Origin of the sequence: Dietzia massiliensis (genome assembly GCF_018390595.1) — a bacterium.
Classification (GTDB): domain Bacteria; phylum Actinomycetota; class Actinomycetes; order Mycobacteriales; family Mycobacteriaceae; genus Dietzia; species Dietzia massiliensis.
In genome coordinates this window covers 1-21,844 of the sequence record NZ_JAHBAV010000052.1, presented here as the reverse complement: position 1 = coordinate 21,844, position 21,844 = coordinate 1, and the positions used below count along the sequence as shown (strand labels likewise).

19 protein-coding genes are annotated in these 21,844 nt (G+C 72.4%); 10 read left to right on the top strand and 9 right to left on the bottom strand.

Going from position 1 to position 21,844, the window contains the following annotated elements; all coding sequences use genetic code 11:
• The 5 genes from KHA85_RS13290 to KHA85_RS13270 all read left to right on the top strand — a co-directional run.
• A partial coding sequence (locus KHA85_RS13290) for a hypothetical protein (protein WP_213186153.1) occupies window positions 1-368 on the top strand: 368 nt, incomplete at its 5' end.
• A gap of 128 nt (window positions 369-496) precedes the next feature.
• Entirely contained in the window at window positions 497-1,024 is a 528-nt protein-coding gene (locus tag KHA85_RS13285) for an NUDIX hydrolase (protein WP_213186152.1), read from the top strand.
• 34 nt (window positions 1,025-1,058) lie between these two features.
• Window positions 1,059-1,685 carry a hypothetical protein gene (locus KHA85_RS13280; protein WP_213186151.1) on the top strand — a complete coding sequence of 209 codons (627 nt, stop codon included), beginning with the start codon at window positions 1,059-1,061 and terminating at the stop codon, window positions 1,683-1,685.
• A gap of 71 nt (window positions 1,686-1,756) precedes the next feature.
• Window positions 1,757-2,293, top strand: coding sequence for a copper chaperone PCu(A)C (locus KHA85_RS13275; RefSeq protein ID WP_213186150.1), 537 nt, complete (start codon window positions 1,757-1,759; stop codon window positions 2,291-2,293).
• Window positions 2,286-3,557: a Dyp-type peroxidase gene (locus KHA85_RS13270; RefSeq protein WP_213186149.1), complete on the top strand. Its 1,272-nt coding sequence runs from the start codon at window positions 2,286-2,288 to the stop codon at window positions 3,555-3,557. The genes KHA85_RS13275 and KHA85_RS13270 overlap by 8 nt, the downstream gene beginning before the upstream one ends.
• Before the next feature lie 123 nt (window positions 3,558-3,680).
• Here the strand turns inward: KHA85_RS13270 and KHA85_RS13265 are convergent, their stop codons facing one another.
• The 4 genes from KHA85_RS13265 to KHA85_RS13250 all read right to left on the bottom strand — a co-directional run bounded on the left by KHA85_RS13265 (window position 3,681) and on the right by KHA85_RS13250 (window position 8,184).
• Window positions 3,681-4,658, bottom strand: coding sequence for an SGNH/GDSL hydrolase family protein (locus KHA85_RS13265; RefSeq protein ID WP_213186148.1), 978 nt, complete (start codon window positions 4,656-4,658; stop codon window positions 3,681-3,683).
• A 91-nt stretch (window positions 4,659-4,749) separates the two neighbouring features.
• Window positions 4,750-5,844 (bottom strand): SGNH/GDSL hydrolase family protein, encoded by a 1,095-nt coding sequence (locus KHA85_RS13260; protein ID WP_213186147.1) that lies wholly within the window; start codon window positions 5,842-5,844, stop codon window positions 4,750-4,752.
• A 107-nt stretch (window positions 5,845-5,951) separates the two neighbouring features.
• The gene (locus KHA85_RS13255) at window positions 5,952-7,019 is read right to left on the bottom strand and encodes a beta-ketoacyl-ACP synthase III (protein WP_213186146.1); all 1,068 of its coding nucleotides are present in this window, start codon (window positions 7,017-7,019) and stop codon (window positions 5,952-5,954) included.
• 178 nt (window positions 7,020-7,197) lie between these two features.
• Window positions 7,198-8,184, bottom strand: coding sequence for an SRPBCC family protein (locus tag KHA85_RS13250; RefSeq protein ID WP_308936956.1), 987 nt, complete (start codon window positions 8,182-8,184; stop codon window positions 7,198-7,200).
• Window positions 8,185-8,228: 44 nt separating this feature from the next.
• On the opposite strand from KHA85_RS13250, the gene KHA85_RS13245 reads away from it, so the two are divergent.
• From KHA85_RS13245 to KHA85_RS13235, 3 genes are all read left to right on the top strand, one after another.
• The gene (locus KHA85_RS13245; protein ID WP_236885676.1) at window positions 8,229-9,602 is read left to right on the top strand and encodes an MFS transporter; all 1,374 of its coding nucleotides are present in this window, start codon (window positions 8,229-8,231) and stop codon (window positions 9,600-9,602) included.
• Entirely contained in the window at window positions 9,599-10,402 is an 804-nt protein-coding gene (locus tag KHA85_RS13240; RefSeq protein WP_213186145.1) for a fructosamine kinase family protein, read from the top strand. Before KHA85_RS13245 ends, KHA85_RS13240 begins: the two co-directional genes overlap by 4 nt.
• 124 nt (window positions 10,403-10,526) lie before the next feature.
• Window positions 10,527-11,870 (top strand): GntP family permease, encoded by a 1,344-nt coding sequence (locus KHA85_RS13235; protein WP_213186144.1) that lies wholly within the window; start codon window positions 10,527-10,529, stop codon window positions 11,868-11,870.
• A gap of 21 nt (window positions 11,871-11,891) precedes the next feature.
• Here KHA85_RS13235 and KHA85_RS13230 read toward each other — a convergent pair whose 3' ends face one another.
• The 5 genes from KHA85_RS13230 to KHA85_RS13210 all read right to left on the bottom strand — a co-directional run bounded on the left by KHA85_RS13230 (window position 11,892) and on the right by KHA85_RS13210 (window position 18,396).
• Window positions 11,892-13,166 (bottom strand): PQQ-dependent sugar dehydrogenase, encoded by a 1,275-nt coding sequence (locus KHA85_RS13230; protein WP_308936955.1) that lies wholly within the window; start codon window positions 13,164-13,166, stop codon window positions 11,892-11,894.
• Between the two features lie 109 nt (window positions 13,167-13,275).
• On the bottom strand, window positions 13,276-14,493 hold the full coding sequence (locus KHA85_RS13225; RefSeq protein WP_213186143.1) for a PQQ-dependent sugar dehydrogenase: 1,218 nt from the start codon (window positions 14,491-14,493) through the stop codon (window positions 13,276-13,278).
• Window positions 14,494-14,576: 83 nt separating this feature from the next.
• On the bottom strand, window positions 14,577-15,887 hold the full coding sequence (locus KHA85_RS13220) for a PQQ-dependent sugar dehydrogenase (protein ID WP_213186142.1): 1,311 nt from the start codon (window positions 15,885-15,887) through the stop codon (window positions 14,577-14,579).
• Between the two features lie 247 nt (window positions 15,888-16,134).
• Entirely contained in the window at window positions 16,135-17,040 is a 906-nt protein-coding gene (locus KHA85_RS13215; protein WP_213186141.1) for a MaoC family dehydratase, read from the bottom strand.
• A 6-nt stretch (window positions 17,041-17,046) separates the two neighbouring features.
• Window positions 17,047-18,396: a 3-oxoacyl-ACP reductase gene (locus KHA85_RS13210; RefSeq protein ID WP_236885674.1), complete on the bottom strand. Its 1,350-nt coding sequence runs from the start codon at window positions 18,394-18,396 to the stop codon at window positions 17,047-17,049.
• A gap of 124 nt (window positions 18,397-18,520) precedes the next feature.
• On the opposite strand from KHA85_RS13210, the gene KHA85_RS13205 reads away from it, so the two are divergent.
• Together KHA85_RS13205 and KHA85_RS18410 are read left to right on the top strand one after the other, a co-directional pair.
• A complete protein-coding gene (locus KHA85_RS13205; RefSeq protein ID WP_213186140.1) occupies window positions 18,521-19,834 on the top strand; it encodes an acetyl-CoA C-acetyltransferase in 1,314 nt (437 codons plus the stop codon).
• A 160-nt stretch (window positions 19,835-19,994) separates the two neighbouring features.
• A partial coding sequence (locus KHA85_RS18410) for a VanW family protein (protein ID WP_213186139.1) occupies window positions 19,995-21,844 on the top strand: 1,850 nt, incomplete at its 3' end.

Below are 21,844 nucleotides of genomic sequence, written 5' to 3'. Positions count from 1 at the left end.
CCGGTTCGTTGGCTGAGCTGACGGAGCCGGGTGGGTCGCTGGATCCGGACACCGGCTCGCTCAACACCCTCGTTACGGGTTCGGTCGATGCGCTCGAGGCAGGTTCCTCTAACCTTGGCTCGGGCGACATCGTCGTTGCCCCCGGCAGCGGCACCGGCTCCGACTCTGAGGATCTGATGGCACTCGGCTCGCTCGTCGCGGGCGGTATTGCGGTCGGCCTGGCCGTCCAGGGCGGCATCGCCCTCCCGCCGCTTCCGGAGATCAACGTCGGTGCCGTCTGCCAGCTGCCGCAGGAGGCCATCGACTTCCTCAAGAACAACGGCTCCATGGAGCGCGACGAGTGCGAGCCCGAGGACCAGCAGAACTGAGGTTCTGCCCCTCCACGCTGACTGAGTCAGCGACCGGATAGCACTGCGCGAATCCCCCGTCGACCATGCGGTCGGCGGGGGATCCGTCATTTCGGTCGGCAGGCTCACCGGCCGCTACGCTCACCGGTATGGCGACCCCCGACTTCGTGCTCGAACTCCGCAAACACGTCGGCAACGCCCCGCTGTGGCTCGCCGGGGCCACCGCCGTCATCCGCCACCCCGACCATGAGCGGATCCTGCTCGTCCGACGCAGCGACAACGGATGGTGGACCCCCGTCACCGGCATCATCGACCCCGGTGAACACCCGGCCCACACCGCAGTGCGCGAAGCACGCGAAGAAGCTGCCGTGGACATCCGCGTCGACCGACTCGCCTCCCTCGGCGTCTCCCGAATGGTCACGTATGCCAACGGCGACCGGGCGCAGTACATCGACCACACCTTCGCCTGCACCTACCTCGGCGGCGAGCCGCACCCCGCGGACGGTGAGAACACCGACGTCCGCTGGTTCGCGATCGACGACCTGCCCGAGATGAGTCCACACATGCTGGCGCGCATCGAGGCGGGCCTGGCCGACGAGGAGCGCACCCGCCTCGCGACCGCCACCGAGGGCACGAGCGCAGAGGGCGTCACCGCAGAAGGCGCAGCCGCCGGATAGGGGCGCTGTCCTACGTCCAGCCTAGAATCGGGTCATGTCCGCCGACCGCCTGCGCGCCGAGGTCCCACCCGTGGTGACCGCGGTCGTGGGAATCGTGGTCGCACTGGTCAGCGGCGTGTTCGGCATCAGCGCCCACGGTCTGGCCGCCGGTGCAGCGGCGGGTCCGCCCACGTCGGGGCAGATCCTCATGGTCGCCGCCGCCAGCGCCGGTGTCGGCGTGGTCACCGCGGCCCTCGCCCGGCAGCGGTCACCGATCCTTACCTCGGCGGCCGGACTCGTCGCCGGTCAGGGGGTCGTCCACCTGGTGCTGGCCTCCGGGCACTCGCACGGCGCGGCCGGCCCGCTCGGCCACCATGCGACGAACCCGGCGGCCGTTCGTGCCGCGATGGACGGCGTCAGCCTCGACCCGGCGGCCTCGGCATCGGCGCTGTTCACCCCGTCGATGCTGGGCGCCCACCTGGCCGCGATCGTCCTCACGCTCGCGCTGGTGGCGATCCTCACCGGGACACTGTCCTGGCTGGCGGCCCGGGTGATGCCCACTCCCGTGACGGCTCACCTCGTCGTCGTCGCCCGACTCCTGGCCTCCTACGACGCCGACGCCCCGCGCGGACGGTACCTCCTGGCCCGCGGGGGAACCCGGGCGCCGCCCGTGGCCGTGTGATCTCACCCGTTCACGCACCGGCGCGCGACACGCTGCCGGGCGATCACACACGCCACCAAGGACCCACACCCATGCGTACCCACACCCGTGCCGCCTTCGCGGCGGCCACCGCGCTCGCGCTCGCCCTCACCACCGCCTGCGGCACCGACGACGCGGACACGGCCGGCGACACCGCGGCCGAGAACGACACCACAGCCACCGTGACCTTCGACGACGGCTGGGCCAAGGCCACCGACACCGAGATGTCCGGCGTCTTCGGCACCATCCGCAACCCCGGCGACACCGACCTGCACCTCACCGGTGTGGACGGTGAACTCGGCGGCAGCACCGAACTGCACGAGACCGTCGCAGGCGGCAGCGGGATGATGATGCAGGAACGCGAGGACGGCTTCGTCATCCCCGCCGGCGGCGAGCTCGTCCTCGAACCCGGCGGCAACCACATCATGCTCATGGACCTCGACGAGCCCATCACCACCGGCCAGGAGATCACACTGACCCTCGAATTCGACGGCGCCGAACAGGACGTCACCGTCTTCGCCCGCGACTTCCAGGGCGGCGAGGAGGAGTACGTCGGCGGCGAGCACGGAGGCATGAACCACGATGGCTGACCAGGCCCGACGCGGTCTATTCCGGCGCGGCCTGTCCCGACGGTCCGTGCTCACCGGCGGCGTCGCGGCCGTGGTGGGCGGCGGCGTCGTCGGGGGCGCCGCGGGCTACGCGGGGCGGGGTGTCGTCGACGACGACGAGGCGATCGCCGACTGGAAGACGGTCGCCGACTCGCGGGTCGTGGGGACCACCACGGAACCGTTCCACGGCCCGCACCAGTCCGGCATCACCACGGCACCGCAATCTCACGCGGCGTTCGTGGCGTTCGACATCGTCCCGGGAGCGACACGCACCGAGATCCAGGGCGTTCTGCGCGCCTGGTCCCAGGATGCCGCCCGCCTCACCCAGGGGCGGGGCGGCCTGGCAGATCTCGAGCCCGAGCTCGCCGAGGACCCGGCGCGTCTCACCGTGACGATCGGCCTCGGGCCCGGCTTCTTCGACGCCGCCGGGATGCCGGAGAAACGGCCGTCGTGGCTCGCGCAGTTGCCCGCGTTCCCGCAGATCGACCAGCTCGAGGACCGGTGGTCCGAGGGCGACCTGCTCCTGCAGATCTGCGCTGACGACCCGCTGATCGTCTCGCACGCCGCGCGGATCCTCGCATCCGGCGTGCGGGGTGTCGCACGGCAGCGGTGGGCGCAGCGGGGCTTTCGCAAGGCCGTCGGCACCGACCCCAGCGGGCGGACGCAACGCAACCTGTTCGGGCAGATCGACGGCACCGAGAACCCGCGGCCGGACGACGTGGACTTCGACCAGATCCTGTTCTCCGACGGCAGCGAACAGCGCTGGATGCGGGGTGGATCGTCGCTGGTGCTGCGGCGCATCCGCATGACCATGGACACCTGGGAGGAGATTGACCGCACCTCGCGCGAGCTCAGCGTGGGCCGGCGGCTCGACACTGGCGCACCGCTGACGGGCGCCGAGGAACACGATCCGCCGGACTTCCAGGCCGTCGACGAGACCGGCCTTCCGGTGATCCCGCCGGAATCGCACATGGCGCGGGCCCGCCAGCGGAACAGGGGCGAGGCCATGCTGCGGCGGCCGTACAACTACGACGACCCGCCGGAGGGCGGCGAGATCAGCAACTCCGGTCTGCTGTTCACCGCCTACCAGGCCGACCCGGTGCGCACGTACATCCCGGTCCAGCGGCGGCTCGCCGAGCAGGACGCGCTCAACACGTGGACCATCCCGATCGGCTCCGCGGTGTTCGCGCTCCCGCCGGGTGCGCCCGAGGGCGGTTACGTGGGGCAGACGCTGTTCGAGGGCTGATGCCCGCCTTCTCCCGCAGCCGCCCCTGCCGATGGCTTCTCGCCCGCCCCGCGGTGTGTGCGAGACGCCATCCCGAGGGGCGGCTGCGGTGCTGGCCGCGACGGGCCGGGTCGTCGGCCTGTGTCAGAGCGCCGCGGCGATCGCGGCCGCCATCGCCTGCTGGCCGAGGGCGGTGGGGTGGAACGGCGCCGCATTGTTCTCGGAGCCATCGGCGAACACGACCCACCGCTCGTCCGCCGGAGCGCAGCCACTGCGGTCCGTGTCATCGACGGGCAGCACCGAGACGTGGCCGTTGCGGCGAGCCGCCTCGTCGACCGCGTCGTTGATCTCCTGGGTGATCTCGCGGGCCCAGGCCAGGTTCTCGGCTCCGATGGCCTGAGTGAACCCGCAACCGTCCGCGTCATCGGCGGGCATCAGGGGCAGGTACTGGGTCGCGATCACCGTCGCATCGGGCGAGCGCTCGGCGATCTCGGCGTAGATGTCGTCGACCGCTCCGCCGGGGCCGTAGATGTCGTCGATGTCCGAGCTGACGGTGTCGCCGAGAAGGTCACGGCAGTCGAGCAGCGGGGAGGGCTTTTCGGGGTTGAGATGTGCGGTGATGCACCCGACGATCGTCCCGAACCCGACGTCGTTACCGCCGATAGACAGCGTCACGAGATCGGTGTCCTCGTCGAGGGCGTCCAACTGGGGCGCGACGCCCTCGCGCTGCGGTTCGAACAGGTCCCGGGTCACGGCGCCACCGCAGCTGGCGTCGGTCAGCTCGCCGACAGCAGGGTTGGCGTCGAGTTGGTTGGGGTAATTCGCCAGGCTCTGGGCGCAGCCGACGGGACCACCAGCGGGCTCGGTGCTGTCGCCCAACGCTGCATACGAGTCACCGAGCGCGACGTACTCCGGGTAGGCGGGCTCGGCGAGAGAGCCCAAAGACCCGGCGACGCTGCCCGGGATCTCGTCGGTCGCGCCCAGCGAGCTGGCGGCGATCGCGCCGTCGGGCTGGGCTGTGGACTGGGCAGCAGCGGCGGGCGTCGCGACGAGGGCGGCGGCAGCGGCGAGGGCGAGGGACGTGGTGAAAGGGCCGCGTCGGCGGCGATGAGGAGTCGACATTATCTCAGTGTCTCCCCATCGCCGCCGCTCCGAGCGGCGATCGCCGCAACTGGACAGTTGTCCGCGAGCGTGACCAGCCGGCCGCTGGCCGCTAGTCGTCAGCGAGCGCCGCCAGCACGCGGTCGGCGACGTGGGCGTGACCGGCCGAGGTCGGATGGACCGGGACCGCGCCGGTCTCGAGCCCGGTGAAGTCGACCCAACGGGTGTCGGGCGAGGTGCACATCGAGTGACCGGGCTCGTCCGGGATCACGACGGTGACGCCGTTGCGCTCGGCGGCGTCGCGGACCACGCGGTTGATGCTGTCCTGGAACCCGCGGACCTTGGCCCGCTCCTCGGCGCTGATCGCCATGAACGGCGCGCACGACGGGGACTGCTGAATGACCGAGTCGTCCTCCGGGACGGCCGCGAGGTACCCGATCGTCACGACGCGGGCCCGGGGTGCGCGCTGGGCGATCTCGGCGTAGACATCGTCCAGTCGCTGGTCGAGGCGCTCGAGCGCCTCGGCGGCCTGCCGGTCGATCACATCCGAGCAGCCGGTGGTGGGGTCGAAGCCCTTCGACAGGTTCCCGGTCGCGCCGTCGACGAGCGGTAGTAGCTCGGGCGCGGTGTTGGGACGCAGAGCGCAGGCGACGATCACCGCGCCGAAGCCCACGTCGTTGCCACCGATCGTCATCGACACCAGGTCGGTGTCGGCGTCGAGCGCGTCGAACTGTGGCGGGGCGCCGGTCCGGCCCGTCGCCCGGAAGTCGTCGACCACGGCGCCCCCGCAGGTGGCGTTGACGAACGTGCCCACGCCGAGCTCACGGGCCACCACGGTCGGGTACGCGTCGGAGGTGCGCACGCACGCGACCGGGCCGGCACCCCACGCGCCCGGCGCGATCCGGCCCACGGCGGCGTAGGAGTCACCGAGTGCCACGTACTTCGACGGGCCGGTGCCGGGACCGGTGTGGACCGACGGGCCCATCCCGGTCCCGGCAACCTGCCCGGCGATGTTAGCGCCGAGGGTCTGCACCGAACCGCCGGCCACCTCGAGCGGCGCCGTCTCCGGGGTGACCGGCGCCGGGATCGTGGGAGCGGGCGCGGCCCCGGCGGGAGCCGCGAGCAGCGGGGACAACAGGACGGCGGCGGCCGCTGGGGCACCGGTCATCAGACGGCGCGCGGAGCGGCGGGGAAGGGACGTGTGCATGCCCTCAGCGTCTCATGAACACGTGTCTAGTTGTGCGCCCTCCCGGGCCCGCCACGAGGCGTGTCGTGGCGGGCCCGGGAGGGCGCGGGTCGAGCGGGCGGAGTGCGTCAGTTCGCGGGCGGCTTGGCGGGCAGCCGCAGGACCTGCCCCGCGTAGGACAGTCCCGCCCCGAAGCCGATGCACAGCGCGATCTGACCCGGCTCGGCCTCTCCCTCGCGCAGCATGGTCTCCATCGCCAGCGGGATCGAGGCGGCGGAGGTGTTGCCGGTCTGCTCGATGTCGTTGGCGATCGCCACCGAGTCCGGCAGCCCGAGGTGCTTGGCCATGGCCGAGTTGATGCGGCCGTTGGCCTGGTGGGGGATGAACGCCTGGATCTGCTCGGCCGTCACGCCCGCCGCCTCCAACGTCTGTGCACACACCTTGGACACCTGCACGGCGGCCCAGCGGAAAACCTTGGAACCGTCCATGACCAGGAAGGGCTGGAGCACGGCCTCCTCGCGCGCTGCGGCGGCGGAGGCGTCGACCTCGTCGACGTACTGCTTGAAATCCTTGGTCTGACGGATGGCGCTGCCCTGCTCTCCGTCGGACCCCCACACGACCGGGCTGATGTCGTTGGTCTCCGACGGGCCCACCACCACGGCGCCGGCACCGTCACCGAAGATGAAGGCCGTGTTGCGGTCGGAGAAGTCGATGCCGTCAGTCATCTTCTCCACGCCCACGACCACCACGTAGCGGGCGCCGCCGCCGCGGATCATGTTGGTGGCCACCGCCAGGCCGTAGCCGAAGCCCGCGCAGCCGGCGGTGAGGTCGAACGCCGCGATGCCGTTGCGCCCGAGGGCGGTGGCGACCTGTGGGGCCGCGTGCGGCACCTGGGTCCAGTTGGTGGACGTGCACACGATCAGGGCATCGATCAGGTCGGCGTCGATGCCCGCCGAGGCCACGGCCGCGCGGGCCGCCTCGATCGACATGGAGACGATGCCCTCGTCCGGACCGGCGACGTGGCGGTTGAGGATGCCGGAGCGCTCGTAGATCCACTCGGAGGTGGAGTCGATCTTCTCGCAGATCTCCTCGTTGCTCACCACCCGCTCGGGGCGGTACGCCCCGATGCCGAGGAGGGTCGTGCCTGTGGCGCCCTCGCCGGTCGCGATGGTCACGGTCTCGTTGGAATCCGCCATTGGCGATCTCGCTCCTCGTCGGTGGACGGCGCCTCCCGGCGCTCGTGTCGTACTCCCCGTCACCCTACTGCGGGCACAGGGTAGATCGCCTCACCGTACCGCCGTGTTTCCACCGTCACCCCCGGCCGACCCGAGCCGACCCGCCGACGCGCGTAACCGCAGGTCCGCCGCTCGCGGATCAGTCCGCCAGCAGCCCTTCGAGCCATGCACGCCAGCGCGGTGCGTCCCAGGAGGGCGTGACGTCGACCGCCGCGGCACCCAGCGGGCGGCCGTCGCCGCCGGGCACGTCGACGTACTCGTAGACCCGCAACGCCAGCGCCGCGCGACCGGCCGCGTCCTCATGCGTCTCGCCCGCCGGGAAGGCGAACAGCTCCAGCATCCCGTCCACCGGCGCCGACAGGATGAGGGTGCGCGACGCCTCCGACTCGGTCACCACGATGCCGCCGACCTCGCCCGAGCGCGCCACGACGCCGCTGTTGCCCGAACCACCGGCCGGATCGTGGCCGACCCCCGCCGCAGGGGCGATCAGCCGCGACGTCACGCGGGCCCACAGTTCGGGCACCGTCTGCTGCACGGGATCGGTGGCCGCGTCCACGGTCACCACCCCGCCGGCCGGGCGATGGGTCAGCCGGTGGGCAAGCACGGTCAGCGCCTGCGCCCACCCGTCGACACTGCCCGACACGGACTGTCCCGCCAGTTCCCCGCCGGAGCCGAACCCGGACCGCAGGGTGAGCACGCTGCCGCCCTCGTCGTCGTCGACCACCTCACACGACGTCTCCCACGGCGGCACCGGCACGCCCTCGCCCATCCAGTCACGTTCCACGTAGGCGAAGACGCCCGGCGCGTCGGCGGTGGGCGGCGAGTACTCGGTGATCTCCCCGACGGTCGCGGTGAGCATGGCCTCGGCCGCGGCCTCCGGGCCGGTCGAGGGGTCGGGCGCGCCCGGGTCGGCGAACTGCACGATCCGCCCGCCGACCCGCGGTTCCATCGCGCACGAGACGAACCACGACGCGATGCCCTGGGCGGTGGCGACCGCGTCCCACACGACCTCCGGCGCGACCGGCAGCGGCACGCTACACACCACGCGGATGCTGCCGTCGTCCGTCCGGACCTCCGCCGCCACGTCGTACATGTCCCGCTCCCGCCCGTCGGTCGACCGCTCCACGCGCACAACGCTACCGCCGCATCCCGGGCCGTACCCTGGCGGGCGTGACCTCGACGAGCGTTCCCGACGACGCGGCCCGCACCGCCGACGTCCGGGGGCCCATCGCCGCGACCGCCCTGCTCTTCGCCGCCAACGGCGCGATCTTCGGCGCGATCGTGCCCCGCCTGCCCGACCTCAAGAGCGCCCTCGACCTGGGCGCGGGGGAGTTCGGGCTGGCGATGGCCTGCTACCCGGCCGGGGCGCTGGTCGGCGGGCTGCTCACGCCCGCCCTCATGAGGCATCGCTCAGACGGGGCCGTCGCCGTGGCCATGATGGTCGGCGCGTCCGTGACCGCCGCGCTCGTGGGGTTCTCGCCCGTCGTGGCCGTGTTCGCGGCGCTGCTGTTGGCGTTCGGCGTGTGCGACGCCATCACCGACGTGTCCATGAATGCCCACGGCATCCGCGTGCAGCTGCGCCACGGCCGGTCGCTGATCAACCGGTTCCACGCGCTGTGGTCGCTCGGGGCGGTGCTCGGCGCGGCGGGCGGGTCGGTGGCCGCCGGGGCGGGGGCGTCGGTCCGGGCCCAGATGATCGGTGCCGCCGTGGTGTGCGCGCTGGCCGCCGTGGCCGCGTACCCGATGCGGCTGGGCCCCGCCGCCGCCGAGGACGAGCGGGGCCGCGACCTCGACACAGCGCTCGATGGCACCGTGCCGGCCGACCCCGGACCCCGCGGCGCCGCCCGCGCACCGGCCGCCCGCCGCCTCCCCGGCGGCCGCGCGCTCCTGCAGTTGGTCGCGCTCGGCCTGTTCGCGTGCTGCGCCGAGCTCGTCGAGGACTTCGCCCAGACCTGGTCGGCCCTCTACCTGCGCGAGACCACCATCGCCGGGGCGGGACTCGCCGGGCTCGGCTTCATCGCCGTGCAGGGCGCGCAGCTGGCCGGCCGCGTCAGCGGCGACGCGCTGGTCGAACGGTTCGGCGCCGCCCGACTCGCCCGCGCGGGCGGATTGTTCGTGATGGTGGGCGCGAGCGCCGCGTTCGTCGCGTCGTTCACGCTCGACGGGTCGACCCTTCTGGTGGTCCTGCTCGCCGGGTTCGTACTGGCGGGATGGGGTATCGCGACCGTCATCCCGGGCGCGATGGTCGGCGCCGACTCCGTGCCCCGCCTGGCCCCCGGCGCCGGGCTCGCGGTGCTCAACTGGGTGATGCGCCTCGGCTTTCTCGCCTCGCCGCCGCTCGTCGGGCTCATCGCCGAGGTCGCGGGCCTGCGCTGGACCGTGACACCGATGATCGTCGGCGGCGTCCTCATCGCCGCCCTGGCCGGGCCGCTGCTCGGCCGCGCCGACCGCACGCCCGCGGGCCCCGCGTCCGCCGGCCCCGATCCCGCCGACCCCGATCCCGCAGACCGAGCCCCCGCGCACGAGAAGGAGACCATGACGTGAGCGCCGATGTGTTCGTCAAACGCGGCTCGGACCACGGGCCCGACTTCTTCCGCCACGAGGCCGCCGGACTGGCGTGGCTCGCCGCGGCCCCCGGCGGGCCCCGCGTCGTGGAGGTGAAAGGGGTCGACGACGACGAGATCACCCTGGAGAAGATCCCCGCGGGTCGCGCCACGGCGGACGCGGCTCTGCGGTTCGGGCGGTCGCTCGCGGCGATGCACGACGCGGGTGCGGCCGCCTGGGGCGCACCCGCCGACGGCTGGGCGGGCCGGTGCTTCATCGGCAACCGTCCCCAGGAGTGCAGGCCAACCGACTCGTGGGGCGAGTTCTACGCCGAGCAGCGGGTCCGGCCGTTCGTGCGCATCGCGGTGGACCTGGGTGTCCTCGACGGTGCCGACCTGGCCGCGGTCGAGCGGGCCTGCGACCGCGTGGCCGCCGGCGAGCTCGACCACCCCGGCGACACTCCCGCCCGTATTCACGGCGACCTGTGGACGGGAAACGTCCTGTGGACGGCCGGGGGCGGGGCCGGCGCGGCGGGCGACGGCGGCGTTGAGGCCGTGCTCATCGACCCCGCCGCGCACGGGGGCCACCGCGAGACCGACCTGGCGATGCTCGCCCTGTTCGGCGCGCCGCACCTCGATCACATCCTGCGTGGCTACGGCGAGGTCCGGCCGCTGCGGGAGGGCTGGCGGGAGCGGGTGCCGCTGCACCAGCTGCACCCGCTCGCCACCCACTCGGCCGGGCACGGCGCCGGCTACGCGGTCGCGCTGGCCGACGCCGCCCGAAAGGTATTGCGCCTGTAGCAGAACGGGCGCCGGGCGGCCCGTGGTCGCGTCGTCGACACCCGGGGCGGTCCCCCTCTTCCTCGGCGCACCGCGGTGTGGTCGTATTGATCGTCCCCGTCGCCCGTACCGACAGGAGATTCACGTGATCGTCCTGCACACCGTCATCGCGATCGTCCTCGTCGTCGGCCTCATCATCAAGGCGAAAGTCGACCCGGTGATCTCGCTGATCCTCGGCTCTCTCTATCTCGGCCTCGCCACGGGCGTCGGCTTCGTTGCGACCATCGCCGCGATCGCCACCGGTTTCGGCGAGATCATGGCCGAGGTCGGTCTGCTGATCGGTTTCGGCGTGCTCATCGGGGCCCTGCTCCACGCCATGGGGGCCTTTCGGAAGATGGTGGCGCTGCTGGTCACCGGCGTCGGCCCTGGTCGGCTCCCGTACGCCCTGACGGCGGCGGTGGCGACCGTGTTCCCCTCGATCTACGTGGACGTGCAGGTGGTGTTGGCCGCGCCGGTGGCGCGCTCCAGCGGGCCCTACATCGGTCGGACCGGGCTGCCGCTCATGGCCGGTGCGCTCGGGACCGGCATCTTCGCCGGGTTCGTCTTCGTGATCCCCGGGTTGGCCGCGGTCTCCATCGCGGGTCTACTGGACATTCCCCTCGGGTCGTGGCTGGTCTACGGGCTCGTGCTCGGGCCACTGACAGCGCTCGTCACGACCCTCCTCTTCCGGCTGCTCCTGCGCGGGAAGTACTGGAAGCCGGCCTCGGACGAGCGGGTCGGCGAGGCGATGGCCGAGCTGGAGAGCACGGAGTTGGTCACGGAGGACACCGCCACGCCCCCGCTGTTCGTGTGCCTACTGCCCATCCTCGTGCCGTTGGTGATGATCGCGTTCGGTGCCTTCGCCGAGCTGCTCGGATTCTCGACTGACTTCATCGCCTTCCTCGGTGACCCCAACCTCGCGCTCTTCGTCGGCCTGCTCGGTGCCTACCTGCTTTGCCGGCGCACCCTCGGCGCAGACGGAACCGGCCGGGCGATGAACGAGGGCTTCCACACCACCGGCCAGATCCTGCTCATCACCGGCATCGGCGGATCCCTCGGTGCGGTCATCGGGGAGACCGGACTCGACACGGTCCTGGCCGATCTCTTCACGGCCGACGCCGGGGCACCGGTCATCCTCAGCATCCTGCTCGCCTGGTTCGTCGCCGCGGTGCTGCACCTGGCGATCGGGTCGGTCTCGGTAGCGGCCATCACGGCAGCCGGGATCATCGGGCCGGTGCTCGGGTCGGTCGAGATGTCGCCGATCGTCATCGGCCTCGCCATCGCGTCCGGCGCGATGTTCGCGCTCCAGGTCAACAGCAACTTCTTCTGGATGTTCAAATCGCTGCTGGGGCTGTCGACCCAGGGCACCTTCAAGACCCTCACGGTCGTCACCTCGATCGCCTCGGTGGTCTCGCTGCCCATGGTCATGGCGACGGCGCTCATCACCTAGAGCCCGCCCGAGGCCCGGGGTCTACCGTGCCGCGGCCGGGCTGACCCGGAAGACCTGGTCGCGGTTGTCGGCGTCGGAGGTCGTCACCAGCAGCGAGCCGTCCGGCTCGGGGGCGATCGACCGCAGGCGGCCGAACTCGCCCTCGAGGAGCACCGACGCGTCGACGACCGAGCGGCCGTCCTCGCCGAGCCGGAGCAGCACCAGCTTCTGGGTCTTGAGGTTGGCCATGGCCAGGGCGCCGGCCCACTCGCCCCACTCGGGTCCCAGGAACTCGATGTCGGCGGGCGCGAGGGTCGGGGCCCCGGACGACCACACGGCGTCGATCGCGTCGGGGAATCTGGCGGTGTCGGTCATCGGCACGTTCTGGTTGTACTGGCCGCCGATGTTCGGGTTCCAGCCGTAGTTCCCGCCGGGCTCGAGCAGGTTGACCTCGTCGTCGACGTCCGGGCCGTGCTCGGCGGAGTAGACGCGCCCGGAGTCCGGGTCGATCGCCAGGCCCTGGACGTTGCGGTGGCCGATCGTGTGGATCACCGAGTCTCCCGTCGCCGGATCGCCCTCGGGGGTGATGTGCAGGGTCTTGCCGGCCAGCGACTCGGGGTCCTGCGGGCCGGTGCGGCTCTGCGTGTCGCCGGTGCCGACGTAGATCGACCCGTCGGGGACGGTGAGCAGGCGGCACCCGCTGTGGATGCCGGTCGCGCCGAGCGGGATCCCGGTGAGCGTGTCCCGGACCTTCGTCAGGGTGGTCCAGTTCTCGTCGACCTCGAACGTGGTGACGCGGTTGTCGCGCTCGCCGCCGACCGCCCGCGACCAGCACACGTGGATCTCGCGGTTCTCCTCGAAATCCGCGTCGACGGCCATGCCCATCAGGCCGCTCTCGGACTGCCGGAACAGACCCGGCAGGTCGATCGAGATCTCGCGCTGCTCCTCGCCGGGGCGCTGAACGACCATGCGGCCGCCGCGCTCGCCGGTGAGGATGGTGCCGTCCGGGGTGCGCACCACGTCCCACGGGACGTTCAGCCCCTCCATGACGGCCTCCGTCTCGACCGCCGGTCCGTCGACGACCCGGACGCCCTCCCCGGCACCGATGCCCGGCGTGGGCGGGAACAGCAGACCCGGCGGGACGGAGCCCGTGTCCACCGAGCCGGACGAGCCGGGCCCGAGGGATCCGAACTGGGCGGACGCCACGGCGGGGAGGGCGAGGGTCACCGCGGTGGCCGCGGCGGCGAGACCGACGACGGAGCGTGCGCGGGAACGGGCGGCGGCGCGGGACGCACGGCGAGCAGAGCTGTACGGCACGGGATCTCCCTGAGGGTAAGGGCGCGAATAGTGTTGCGGCCCACAACATATGCGGGATGCGGCACCGGCGGTACCGGACCCGACCGGACCCGGCCGCGACGCGTGCGGGTCAGCCCGCGGCGGGGCGCACCCGCAGGATCTCGTCCTCGCCGGCGCCGTTGGAGGTGGTCACGAGGAGCGACCCGCCGGGCTCCGGGGTGATCGACCGCAGGCGACCACGCTCTCCGCGCAGAATCGCCGCGGTCCGGGTGACAGTGGTGCCGTCCTCGGACAGGGTCATGAGGACGATCTGGCTGGTCTTGAGCATCGCCACCGCCAGGGCTCCGTCCCACTCGCCCCACGCGGGGTCGTCGAGGAACGCGATCCCACCCGGAGCAAGCGTCGGCGCCCCCGAGCGCCACGACGCCTCCACCGCGTCGGGGAACCGAGCGCTGTCGGTCATGGGCACGCTCTGGTCGTACCGCCCGCCCGAGTCCGGCGCCCACCCGTAGCCGGATCCGGGGAGCACGAGGTTCACCTCGTCGTCGACGTCCGGCCCGTGCTCGGCGGAGACGATCTGATCGGAGTCCGGCCGCAGCGCCAGCCCCTGCACGTTGCGGTGCCCGTAGGTCAGGACTCGCGAGTCGTCGATGGTGTCGTGGGCGGGCGCGCCGGTGCGGGTGACGTGCAGGATCTTGCCCGAGAGCGAGCCGAGGTCCTGCGGCGCCGGGCCGGTGAACGCGTCGCCGGTGCCGATGTACAGGGTGCCGTCGGGGTGGGCGAGAATGCGGCAGCCCGAGTGCAGCCCCCGCTCGGCGAGGAGGATCCCGTCCAGGAGGACCCGCGGTGACTCGAGGGCGGACCAGTCCTCGGCGGCGGTCCACGCGGTGACGCGGTTGTCGCCCGCCGCGGGGTCGGAGTGGCAGGTGTACACCTCGCGGCTGGCGGTGAAGTCGGCCGCCAGGGCGATGCCCATCAGGCCGCTCTCGCCCCGGTCGTACACCTCGCCGAGGTCCGCCTCGATGAGGGTCCGCGCACCGCTGGCGCGAATCGCGTGCAGGGTGCCCGAGCCCCGCTCGCCGGTGACGATGACGCCCTCGGGGTCGCGGACGACGTCCCACGGGATCGTCAGGCCGTCGGCGATCGTCTTCACCTCGACGGCGGGGCCGGGCGGGAGCGGGCGACCGGAGGCCGGCGCCCCGGGCGAACCGGTGCTCGCGGAGCCGCCACCGGAGCCACCGCCGTCCGGGTCGCCGGTCGCCGAGCAGGCGGTGAGCGGGACGGCCACGGCCACCGCGATGACGACGGCCAGCCGGGCGAGCGGGGGCGGAACGGCGATGCTGGACACAGCTACTCCCGGTCCCTCATGCCGCCGAACCTATTCGACCCGCGGCCCGCGCGACACCGGACACCGGCCCGGTCAGCGTCCGGTCACTCGGCGACTGCGGGCCGGATCCGTAGCACCTCGTCCCGTCCGTTGCCGTTCGACGTGGTGGCGAGGATGGTGCCGTCCGGCTCCGAGGTGAGGGAGCGGATGCGGCCGTGCTCGTCCGCGAGGATCTCGACGGTGTCGGTGACCTCGAGCCCGTCGTCGGAGAGTCGCATGAGGGCGATCCGCTTGGACTTGAGCATCGCGACGGCCAGCGCGCCGTTCCACTCACGCCACGACGGGTGATCGAGGAAGGTGATCCCGCTGGTGGCCCAGGTGGGGTCCCCCGAGGACCACACGGCCTCCATCGCGTCGGGGAACTTCTCCAGATCGGTCATCGGCGAGGCGTCGTCGTGATCACGCGGGATACCGGGGCGGTAGGGATCCCACCCGTAGTTCTTCCCGGGCAGGATGAGGTTGATCTCGTCGTCGACGAGCGTGCCGTGCTCGGCCGAGTAGATCCGGCCGGTGCCCGGCTGCAGCGCCAGGCCCTGCACGTTGCGATGTCCGTAGGTGAGGATGCGCGGATTGGCCCCCTCCTCGCGGATCGTGTCGTCGGCGGGGGCGCCGTCGCGTTTCACGTGGAGCACCTTGCCGCCGAGAGAGCGCAAGTCCTGCGGGACCGAGCCGTGGAACGTGTCGCCGGTGCCGATATAGAGGGTGCCGTCGGGGTGCGCGAGGATCCGGCACCCGGAGTGGTGACCGATGTCCTGTCGGGCGATGCCGGACACGATGACGTCCATCTCGTCGAGCCGGGACCAGTCGTCCGCTGCGCGCCAGGCGGTAACGCGACTGTCGTCGGCGTCGTCGTCGGAGTGGCAGGTGTAGACCTCGCGGCTGGTGGCGAAGTCGTGGGCCAGTGCGATTCCCATGAGGCCGCTCTCGCCGCCGGTGAACAGCCGGCCGAGGTCCGCCTCGACGTCCGACCGCGTTCCGTCGGGCCGGGCCGCCACGATCTTGCCGGTGCCGCGCTCGCCGGTGACGACGACGCCGTCCGGGTCGCGCACGACGTCCCACGGGATCGTCAAGCCGTCCAGCACCACCTCCACCTCGACCGCGGGGCCCTGCTTCAGCGGCGGCGGGAGCGTCTCACCGCCCGGGCCCGCCGAGCCGAGCGACCCCGCGGAGCCCGACGACCCAGTCGAGCCGAGGGACCCGGCGTCCACCGAGCCGACGGGCGGGGCGGGGACGCTGCCCTGCGCGAGGGCGGTCACGGGCGCGGCCACGCTGACGGCGGCGGCGGTCGCCACCCCGGCGAGCAGCCGGGCGCGCAGGATGGATCGGACGGGGCGGCGCTCAGGGCGATCGGGCACGAGGACTCCAGGGTTCGGGGGCAGGCGCCGCGGGGCAGAGGGCGCGGCAGGGGACATGCGAGCACCCCGGTGACCGCGGTCACCCGAGGGACGGGGATGAACCTATCCGATGCCTACGACAGGCCCCGCGGAGCCTGTATGGCTCGGCCCGTCAACGAAAAGGACGTTCCGCACACCCGCCTCTCGGGCGATGTGTGCGGAACGTCCTTCTCGACGTGTGCGCCGCGGAAATGGTGCGCCGCGGGGCCTAGAGTTCCTCGATCGTCGCCGTCGCGTGCACGGTGCCCAGCTTCTTGGGATTGCGCACGGTCAACGACCAGGCGGGATCACCCGCGCCGCCGCGACGGGCGTAGATGCCCAGCTTGGCGGGCAGGATCACCGGCTTGCCGAACTCCACCGAGTAGCGGGCGCGCCGGGGGATCTCGCCCTCGACCACGCCGAGCAGCGTCGCGGCGGTCCACATTCCGTGGGCGATGACGTTCGGGAACCCGAACGCCTTGGCGCCCACGCGGGAGACGTGGATCGGGTTGCGGTCGCCGGACACGGCCGCGTACTCGGCGATCTGCGCCTCGGACACCGACTTCACCACCGTGGGGTCGCCGATCTCGGCCGCGGTGGGCGGCGCGGGCTTAGGCGGGCGCGGCGCGTCCTTCGGCGGGGTCAGGGAGGTCCTGCGCTTGGAGAGCAGGCCCGACCGCTGCACCCAGGCGGGCTCGTCGTCGTCGCCTGTCCTGATCTCGGTGACCACGTCCAACAGCAACCCCGCCGGATGCTCCCGCAGGTTCTCGGCGTGCGCGCGGATGTTGAGCTCGTCGCCGACGCGCAGCGCGCGGCGCGATTCGATCTCGTTGGTCAGGTGCACCGAGCCCATGGCCGGCACCGGGTAGTCCGGGTCCAGCATGAGCTGCATGCTCAAGGGGAACGCCAGCGTGAACGGGTACGTCAGCGGCAGCTCGTCGGTCAGGCGCAGGCCGCACACGCGAGCGTAGGCGGCGAGGTTCGCCACGTCCACGCGCACGCCGGTGACCTCGACGCCCTTCGACGGCATCGACTTTCCGTCACGGGAGCCGCCGACGACAGGGAGGGCGCCGACCGCGGCCTTGCCGTACTGGCCGAGCAGGTTGGGGATTCCGGGGAGCCGGGTGTATTCCACGATCGATCACGCCCCCAGCAGCGACTGGCCGCACACGCGGATCACGTTGTTGGTGACCGAGGAGGAGGCGGGGTTGGCGAAGTAGGCGATCGTCTCGGCCACGTCGACCGGCAGGCCGCCCTGCTGCAGGGAGTTCATGCGGCGACCGGCCTCGCGGGTCGCGAACGGGATGGCGGCGGTCATCTGGGTCTCGATGAAGCCCGGCGCCACGGCGTTGACCGTGATGTTCTTGGAGGCCAGCTCCGCGGAGGCGCCGTTGACGAAGCCGATCACGCCGGCCTTCGAGGCGGCGTAGTTGGTCTGGCCGCGGTTGCCGGCGATGCCCGCCATCGAGGACACGCCCACCACACGCGAGCCCTCGCCGAGGACGCCCTTCTCGGCGAGCTCGGCGGTGATCCGCTCGGGCGCGATGAGGTTGACGGCCATGACGGACTCCCAGCGCGCGGCGTCCATGCCGGCGAGGGTCTTGTCGCGGGTGATGCCGGCGTTGTGGACGAGGATGTCGATGCGGCCGTCGTGGCGCTCGGTGACGTGCTTGGCCAGGACCTCGGCGGCGTCGGCGGCGGTGACGTCGAGCGGCAGGGAGGTACCGCCGACCTTGTTGGCGGTGGCCGAGAGCGACTCGCCGGCGGCGGGGATGTCGCAGCAGATCACGTGCGCGCCGTCGCGGGCGAGGACCGCCGCGATCTCGGCGCCGATGCCGCGCGCGGCCCCGGTGACGACGGCGAGCTTGCCCTCGAGCGGGCGGTCCCACGACGACGGGGCGGTGGCGGGACCGGCACCCACGCGGAACACCTGGGCGTCGACGTACGCCGACTTGGCCGACAGGACGAACCGCAGGGTCGACTCGAGCCCGGAGGCGCCCGCGTCGGCGTCGGGGGAGACGTACACGAGCTGGACGGTGGAGCCGCGCTTCATCTCCTTGCCGAGCGAGCGCGTGAAGCCCTCGAGCGCGCGCTGGGCGATGCGCTCCTCGACCGAGCCGGTCTCCTCGGGCGTCATGCCCAGGACGACGATGCGGCCGCTGGCCATGACGTTGCGCACGACCGGGTTGAAGAACTCGTACAGGGCGACGAGGTCCTCGGGGCGCTTGAAGGAGGTGGCGTCAAAGACGAGGCCGGCGAACTTGCCCTCGGTGCCCGCGCCGGCCAGCTCGTAGTCGCCCGAGAGCATCTCGCGGACGGGCTCGACGAGGCGACCCTCGCCGCCGATGAGGACCGGGCCGTGGAGGGCGGGCTGACCGGCCTCGTGGCGGCGCAGCTGCTCCGGCTGCGGGAGGCCGACCTTGCCGGCGATGAACGACCCGGGGGCCGAGGTCACGAACTGCGAGTAGAGGTCGAGGTTGCTCTGTGCCATGGCGATCATCTCCTGGAGAGGTGTGCGGTCCTACGGGTCGACAAGTAACTTACCGTTGAGTAACAATACTGCCAGGGCCGCGTTTCGGGCCACCGGACACCGAGAACAAACGGGAGTGACACACGTGACCACAAGCCCCCGCAAGGTCGCCATCGTCGGCGGCAACCGAATCCCCTTCGCCCGCTCGAACGGCAAGTACGCGGACGCCTCCAACCAGGACATGCTCACCGCGGCGATCGACGGGCTGGCCAGCCGCTACAACCTCCAGGGCAAGCGCGTCGGGTCGGTCGTCGCCGGCGCCGTGCTCAAGCACTCCCGCGACTTCAATCTCACCCGCGAGTCGGTGATCGGCTCGGTGCTCGACTCGGCCAGCCCGGCCTACGACGTCCAGCAGGCCTGCGGCACCGGCCTGGCCGCCGCGATCCAGGTGGCCGACGCGATCGCCCTCGGGCGTATCGAGTCCGGCATCGCCGGAGGCACCGACACCACCTCGGATGCGCCGCTCTCGGTGAACGACGACCTGCGCAAGACCCTCATCAAGGTCGGCTCCGCCAAGTCCACCGTCGACCGCCTGAAGCTCCTCGGTGAGATCCGCCCGCAGGGCCTCGTGCCCGAGCAGCCGCAGAACGCCGAGCCGCGTACCGGGCTGTCGATGGGTGAGCACGCCGCCATCACCGCCCGCGAGTTCGGCGTCTCGCGCGCCGACCAGGACGCCCTGGCCGCGGCCAGCCACCGCAACCTCGCCGCCTCCTACGAGTCGGGTTTCCAGGACGACCTGGTCACCCCGTACCTGGGCGTGGCCCGCGACGACAACATGCGGCCCGACTCCTCCGAGGAGAAGCTGGGCAAGCTCAAGCCGGTCTTCGGCAAGCGCGACGCCGAGGCCCACGGCACCGAGGCCACCATGACGGCCGGCAACTCCACCCCGCTGACCGACGGCGCGTCCACCGTGCTGCTGGCCAGCGAGGAGTGGGCGAAGGAGAACAAGCTGCCGGTCCGCGCCTACCTGGTGGACTCGGAGACCGCCTCGGTGGACTTCGTCCACGGCCACGACGGTCGCACGCCCGACGGGCTGCTCATGGCCCCCACCTACGCGGTGCCGCGGCTGCTGGCCCGCAACGGCCTGACCCTGCAGGACTTCGACTACTACGAGATCCACGAGGCGTTCGCCTCGCAGGTGCTGGCCACCCTGGCCGCGTGGGAGTCCGAGGAGTACTGCACCGAGCGCCTGGGCCTGGACAAGGCCCTGGGGTCGATCGACCGCTCCAAGCTCAACGTCAACGGCTCGTCGCTGGCGGCCGGTCACCCGTTCGCCGCCACCGGCGGCCGCATCCTGGCCGCCGCGGCCAAGCTGCTCGAGCAGAAGGGCTCCGGCCGGGCGCTCATCTCCGTCTGCGCCGCGGGCGGCCAGGGCGTCACCGCGATCGTCGAGCGCTGACCCACCCTCGTAACGCCTGACCTGCAGCCCCCGCGCTCGGCGCGGGGGCTGCGCGCATCGCACCGGTCCGTCATAGTGGTGTGCACAGCGCTTCGTGCGGGAGTCTTGAGGCCGGCGCCCCGCCGGGGACGCCGCCCCGCTTCGTGAGGAGACGTGACGAGTGGAGGAGTCCACCAGTACCGGCGGCGGCCCGGCCCGGCCCGTCGCCATCGAGGGGGCGGGGCCCCGGCCGACCGCGTCCGAGCGGCGCAGCTACCGCGTGCACTCGCGCTGGCTGCACACGGGCGTGGGCGTGTTCATGGCGCTCTCAGTGCTGTACGGATTCGACCTGGTCAACAGCATCGGGCGCGTACCGCGCGGCACCGAGGTCGCCGGGATCGAGGTCGGGGGGATGACCACGGCCGACGCCGAGCGGCGCCTGGTCGAGGAGTTGGGGCCACGGGTCGACGACGAGGTGGATCTCCGCGCCGGGGCCGTGTCCACGACGCTGGACCCGCAGGCGGTCGGACTGTCGGTGGACTGGCAGGGCACGCTCGACCGGGCCGGTGAGCAGCCCCTCAACCCGATCACCCGGCTGATCAGCCTGGTGTGGTCCACCGACGTCGGCATCGCCAGCGTCATCCCGGACGCCCGGCTCACCGACTTCCTCGAACGGCTCGCGCTGCAGGCCGACTTCGAGCCCCGCGAGGGGGCCATCTGGTTCGACCGCGACCAGGTCCGGTCGGCCATCCCGCTCGACGGCCAGCGCCTGCAGATCGAGAACTCCCGCGACGCGGTGCTCGAGCACTGGCTCGACGACGACGGCGTGGACCTGCCCGTGGACTACACGCCCACTGAGACCGACGCCGAGCAGGTCCGCGCACTGATCCGGGACGTGGCCGAACCCGCCGCCACCCGCGACGTGACGCTGCTGGCCTCCCGGATCCGTGAGGACGGGACCGAACCGCCGGTCACGACCATCACCACCCGGCTGCCGGCCCCACCGCCACCCGCCGGCCGGGAGCGTCCCGAGTCCGCCGAGCGGGAGATCGAGATGATCGACCCGGACGACCCCGACGCCGTGCCCGTGGTCTTCCCCCGCGATCGGATCGGCGAGTACCTGACCTTCGTCCGCGAGGGCGACGTGCTCGAGCCGCGCTTCGACGCCGACGCCGCCAAGGGGATCCTCGAGCCGCTCCTGGAGCCGACCGAACAGGAGGGCAGGGACGCCGGCTTCGAGTTCAGCGGGACCACCGCCACGGTCGTGCCCGCGGTCCAGGGACGGACGGTCGAGTGGGGTCCGCTGCTCGGTGCTCTCCCCGGCCAGCTCACGGACACCGCGGGCCCGCGCGTGCTCCCGGTCGGCTACGTGGGTCGCGATCCCGAACTCACCACCGAGGAGGCCGAGCGAGCCGGGATCCGCGAGCCGGTCGGTCAGTTCACGGTGGCCGTCGGCGCGAACGGGCGGGCCCAGTCGATGATCGCCTCGCTCGCCGGGCACTTCATCCCCGCGGGGGAGAGCTTCTCGATGGAGGAGCTCGCCGGCACGGTCTCCGGGGACACCTCCGCCGACGCCGTGGCCACCGCACTGTTCAACGCCGCGTTCGAGGCCGGCGTCCAGGATCCGGTGCGCACGTCGCGTGGTGTCGACGGCGACGCGTTCCCCGCCGGACGGGATGCCACGGCCTCGGCCGACGTGGGGTTCCGCAACGCGCAGGACACCGGGCTCGTGATCGACGCCTCCGGCAGCGGGAACTCGGTGACGGTCCGACTGTGGGGCACTCGCGAATACATCGTCCGTATCTCCACGGCGCCCCGCACGGACGTCCGGCGGGCGCCGACCCGGGTGGTCACCACCGCCGGCTGTACCCCGAGCGCGGGGCGGGACGGCTACACGGCACGGGTCACCCGGACCGTCCAGCGTGGCGGCGCCACCGTCAGCACCGACACCGTGTCGTCCACCTACGCCCCGCGGGAGCGGATCGAGTGCCGGGCCGAGCAGCCCGCCGCTGACGCCGACGCACCGCCACC

What these genes read in the sequence shown, in the direction of transcription:
- KHA85_RS13285 (WP_213186152.1), top strand. Translation starts at nt 497, where the DNA reads ATGGCGACCCCCGACTTCGTGCTCGAACTCCGCAAACACGTCGGCAAC.
- KHA85_RS13280 (WP_213186151.1), top strand. Translation starts at nt 1,059, where the DNA reads ATGTCCGCCGACCGCCTGCGCGCCGAGGTCCCACCCGTGGTGACCGCG.
- KHA85_RS13275 (WP_213186150.1), top strand. Translation starts at nt 1,757, where the DNA reads ATGCGTACCCACACCCGTGCCGCCTTCGCGGCGGCCACCGCGCTCGCG.
- KHA85_RS13270 (WP_213186149.1), top strand. Translation starts at nt 2,286, where the DNA reads ATGGCTGACCAGGCCCGACGCGGTCTATTCCGGCGCGGCCTGTCCCGA.
- KHA85_RS13265 (WP_213186148.1), bottom strand. Translation starts at nt 4,658, where the DNA reads ATGTCGACTCCTCATCGCCGCCGACGCGGCCCTTTCACCACGTCCCTC.
- KHA85_RS13260 (WP_213186147.1), bottom strand. Translation starts at nt 5,844, where the DNA reads ATGCACACGTCCCTTCCCCGCCGCTCCGCGCGCCGTCTGATGACCGGT.
- KHA85_RS13255 (WP_213186146.1), bottom strand. Translation starts at nt 7,019, where the DNA reads ATGGCGGATTCCAACGAGACCGTGACCATCGCGACCGGCGAGGGCGCC.
- KHA85_RS13210 (WP_236885674.1), bottom strand. Translation starts at nt 18,396, where the DNA reads ATGGCACAGAGCAACCTCGACCTCTACTCGCAGTTCGTGACCTCGGCC.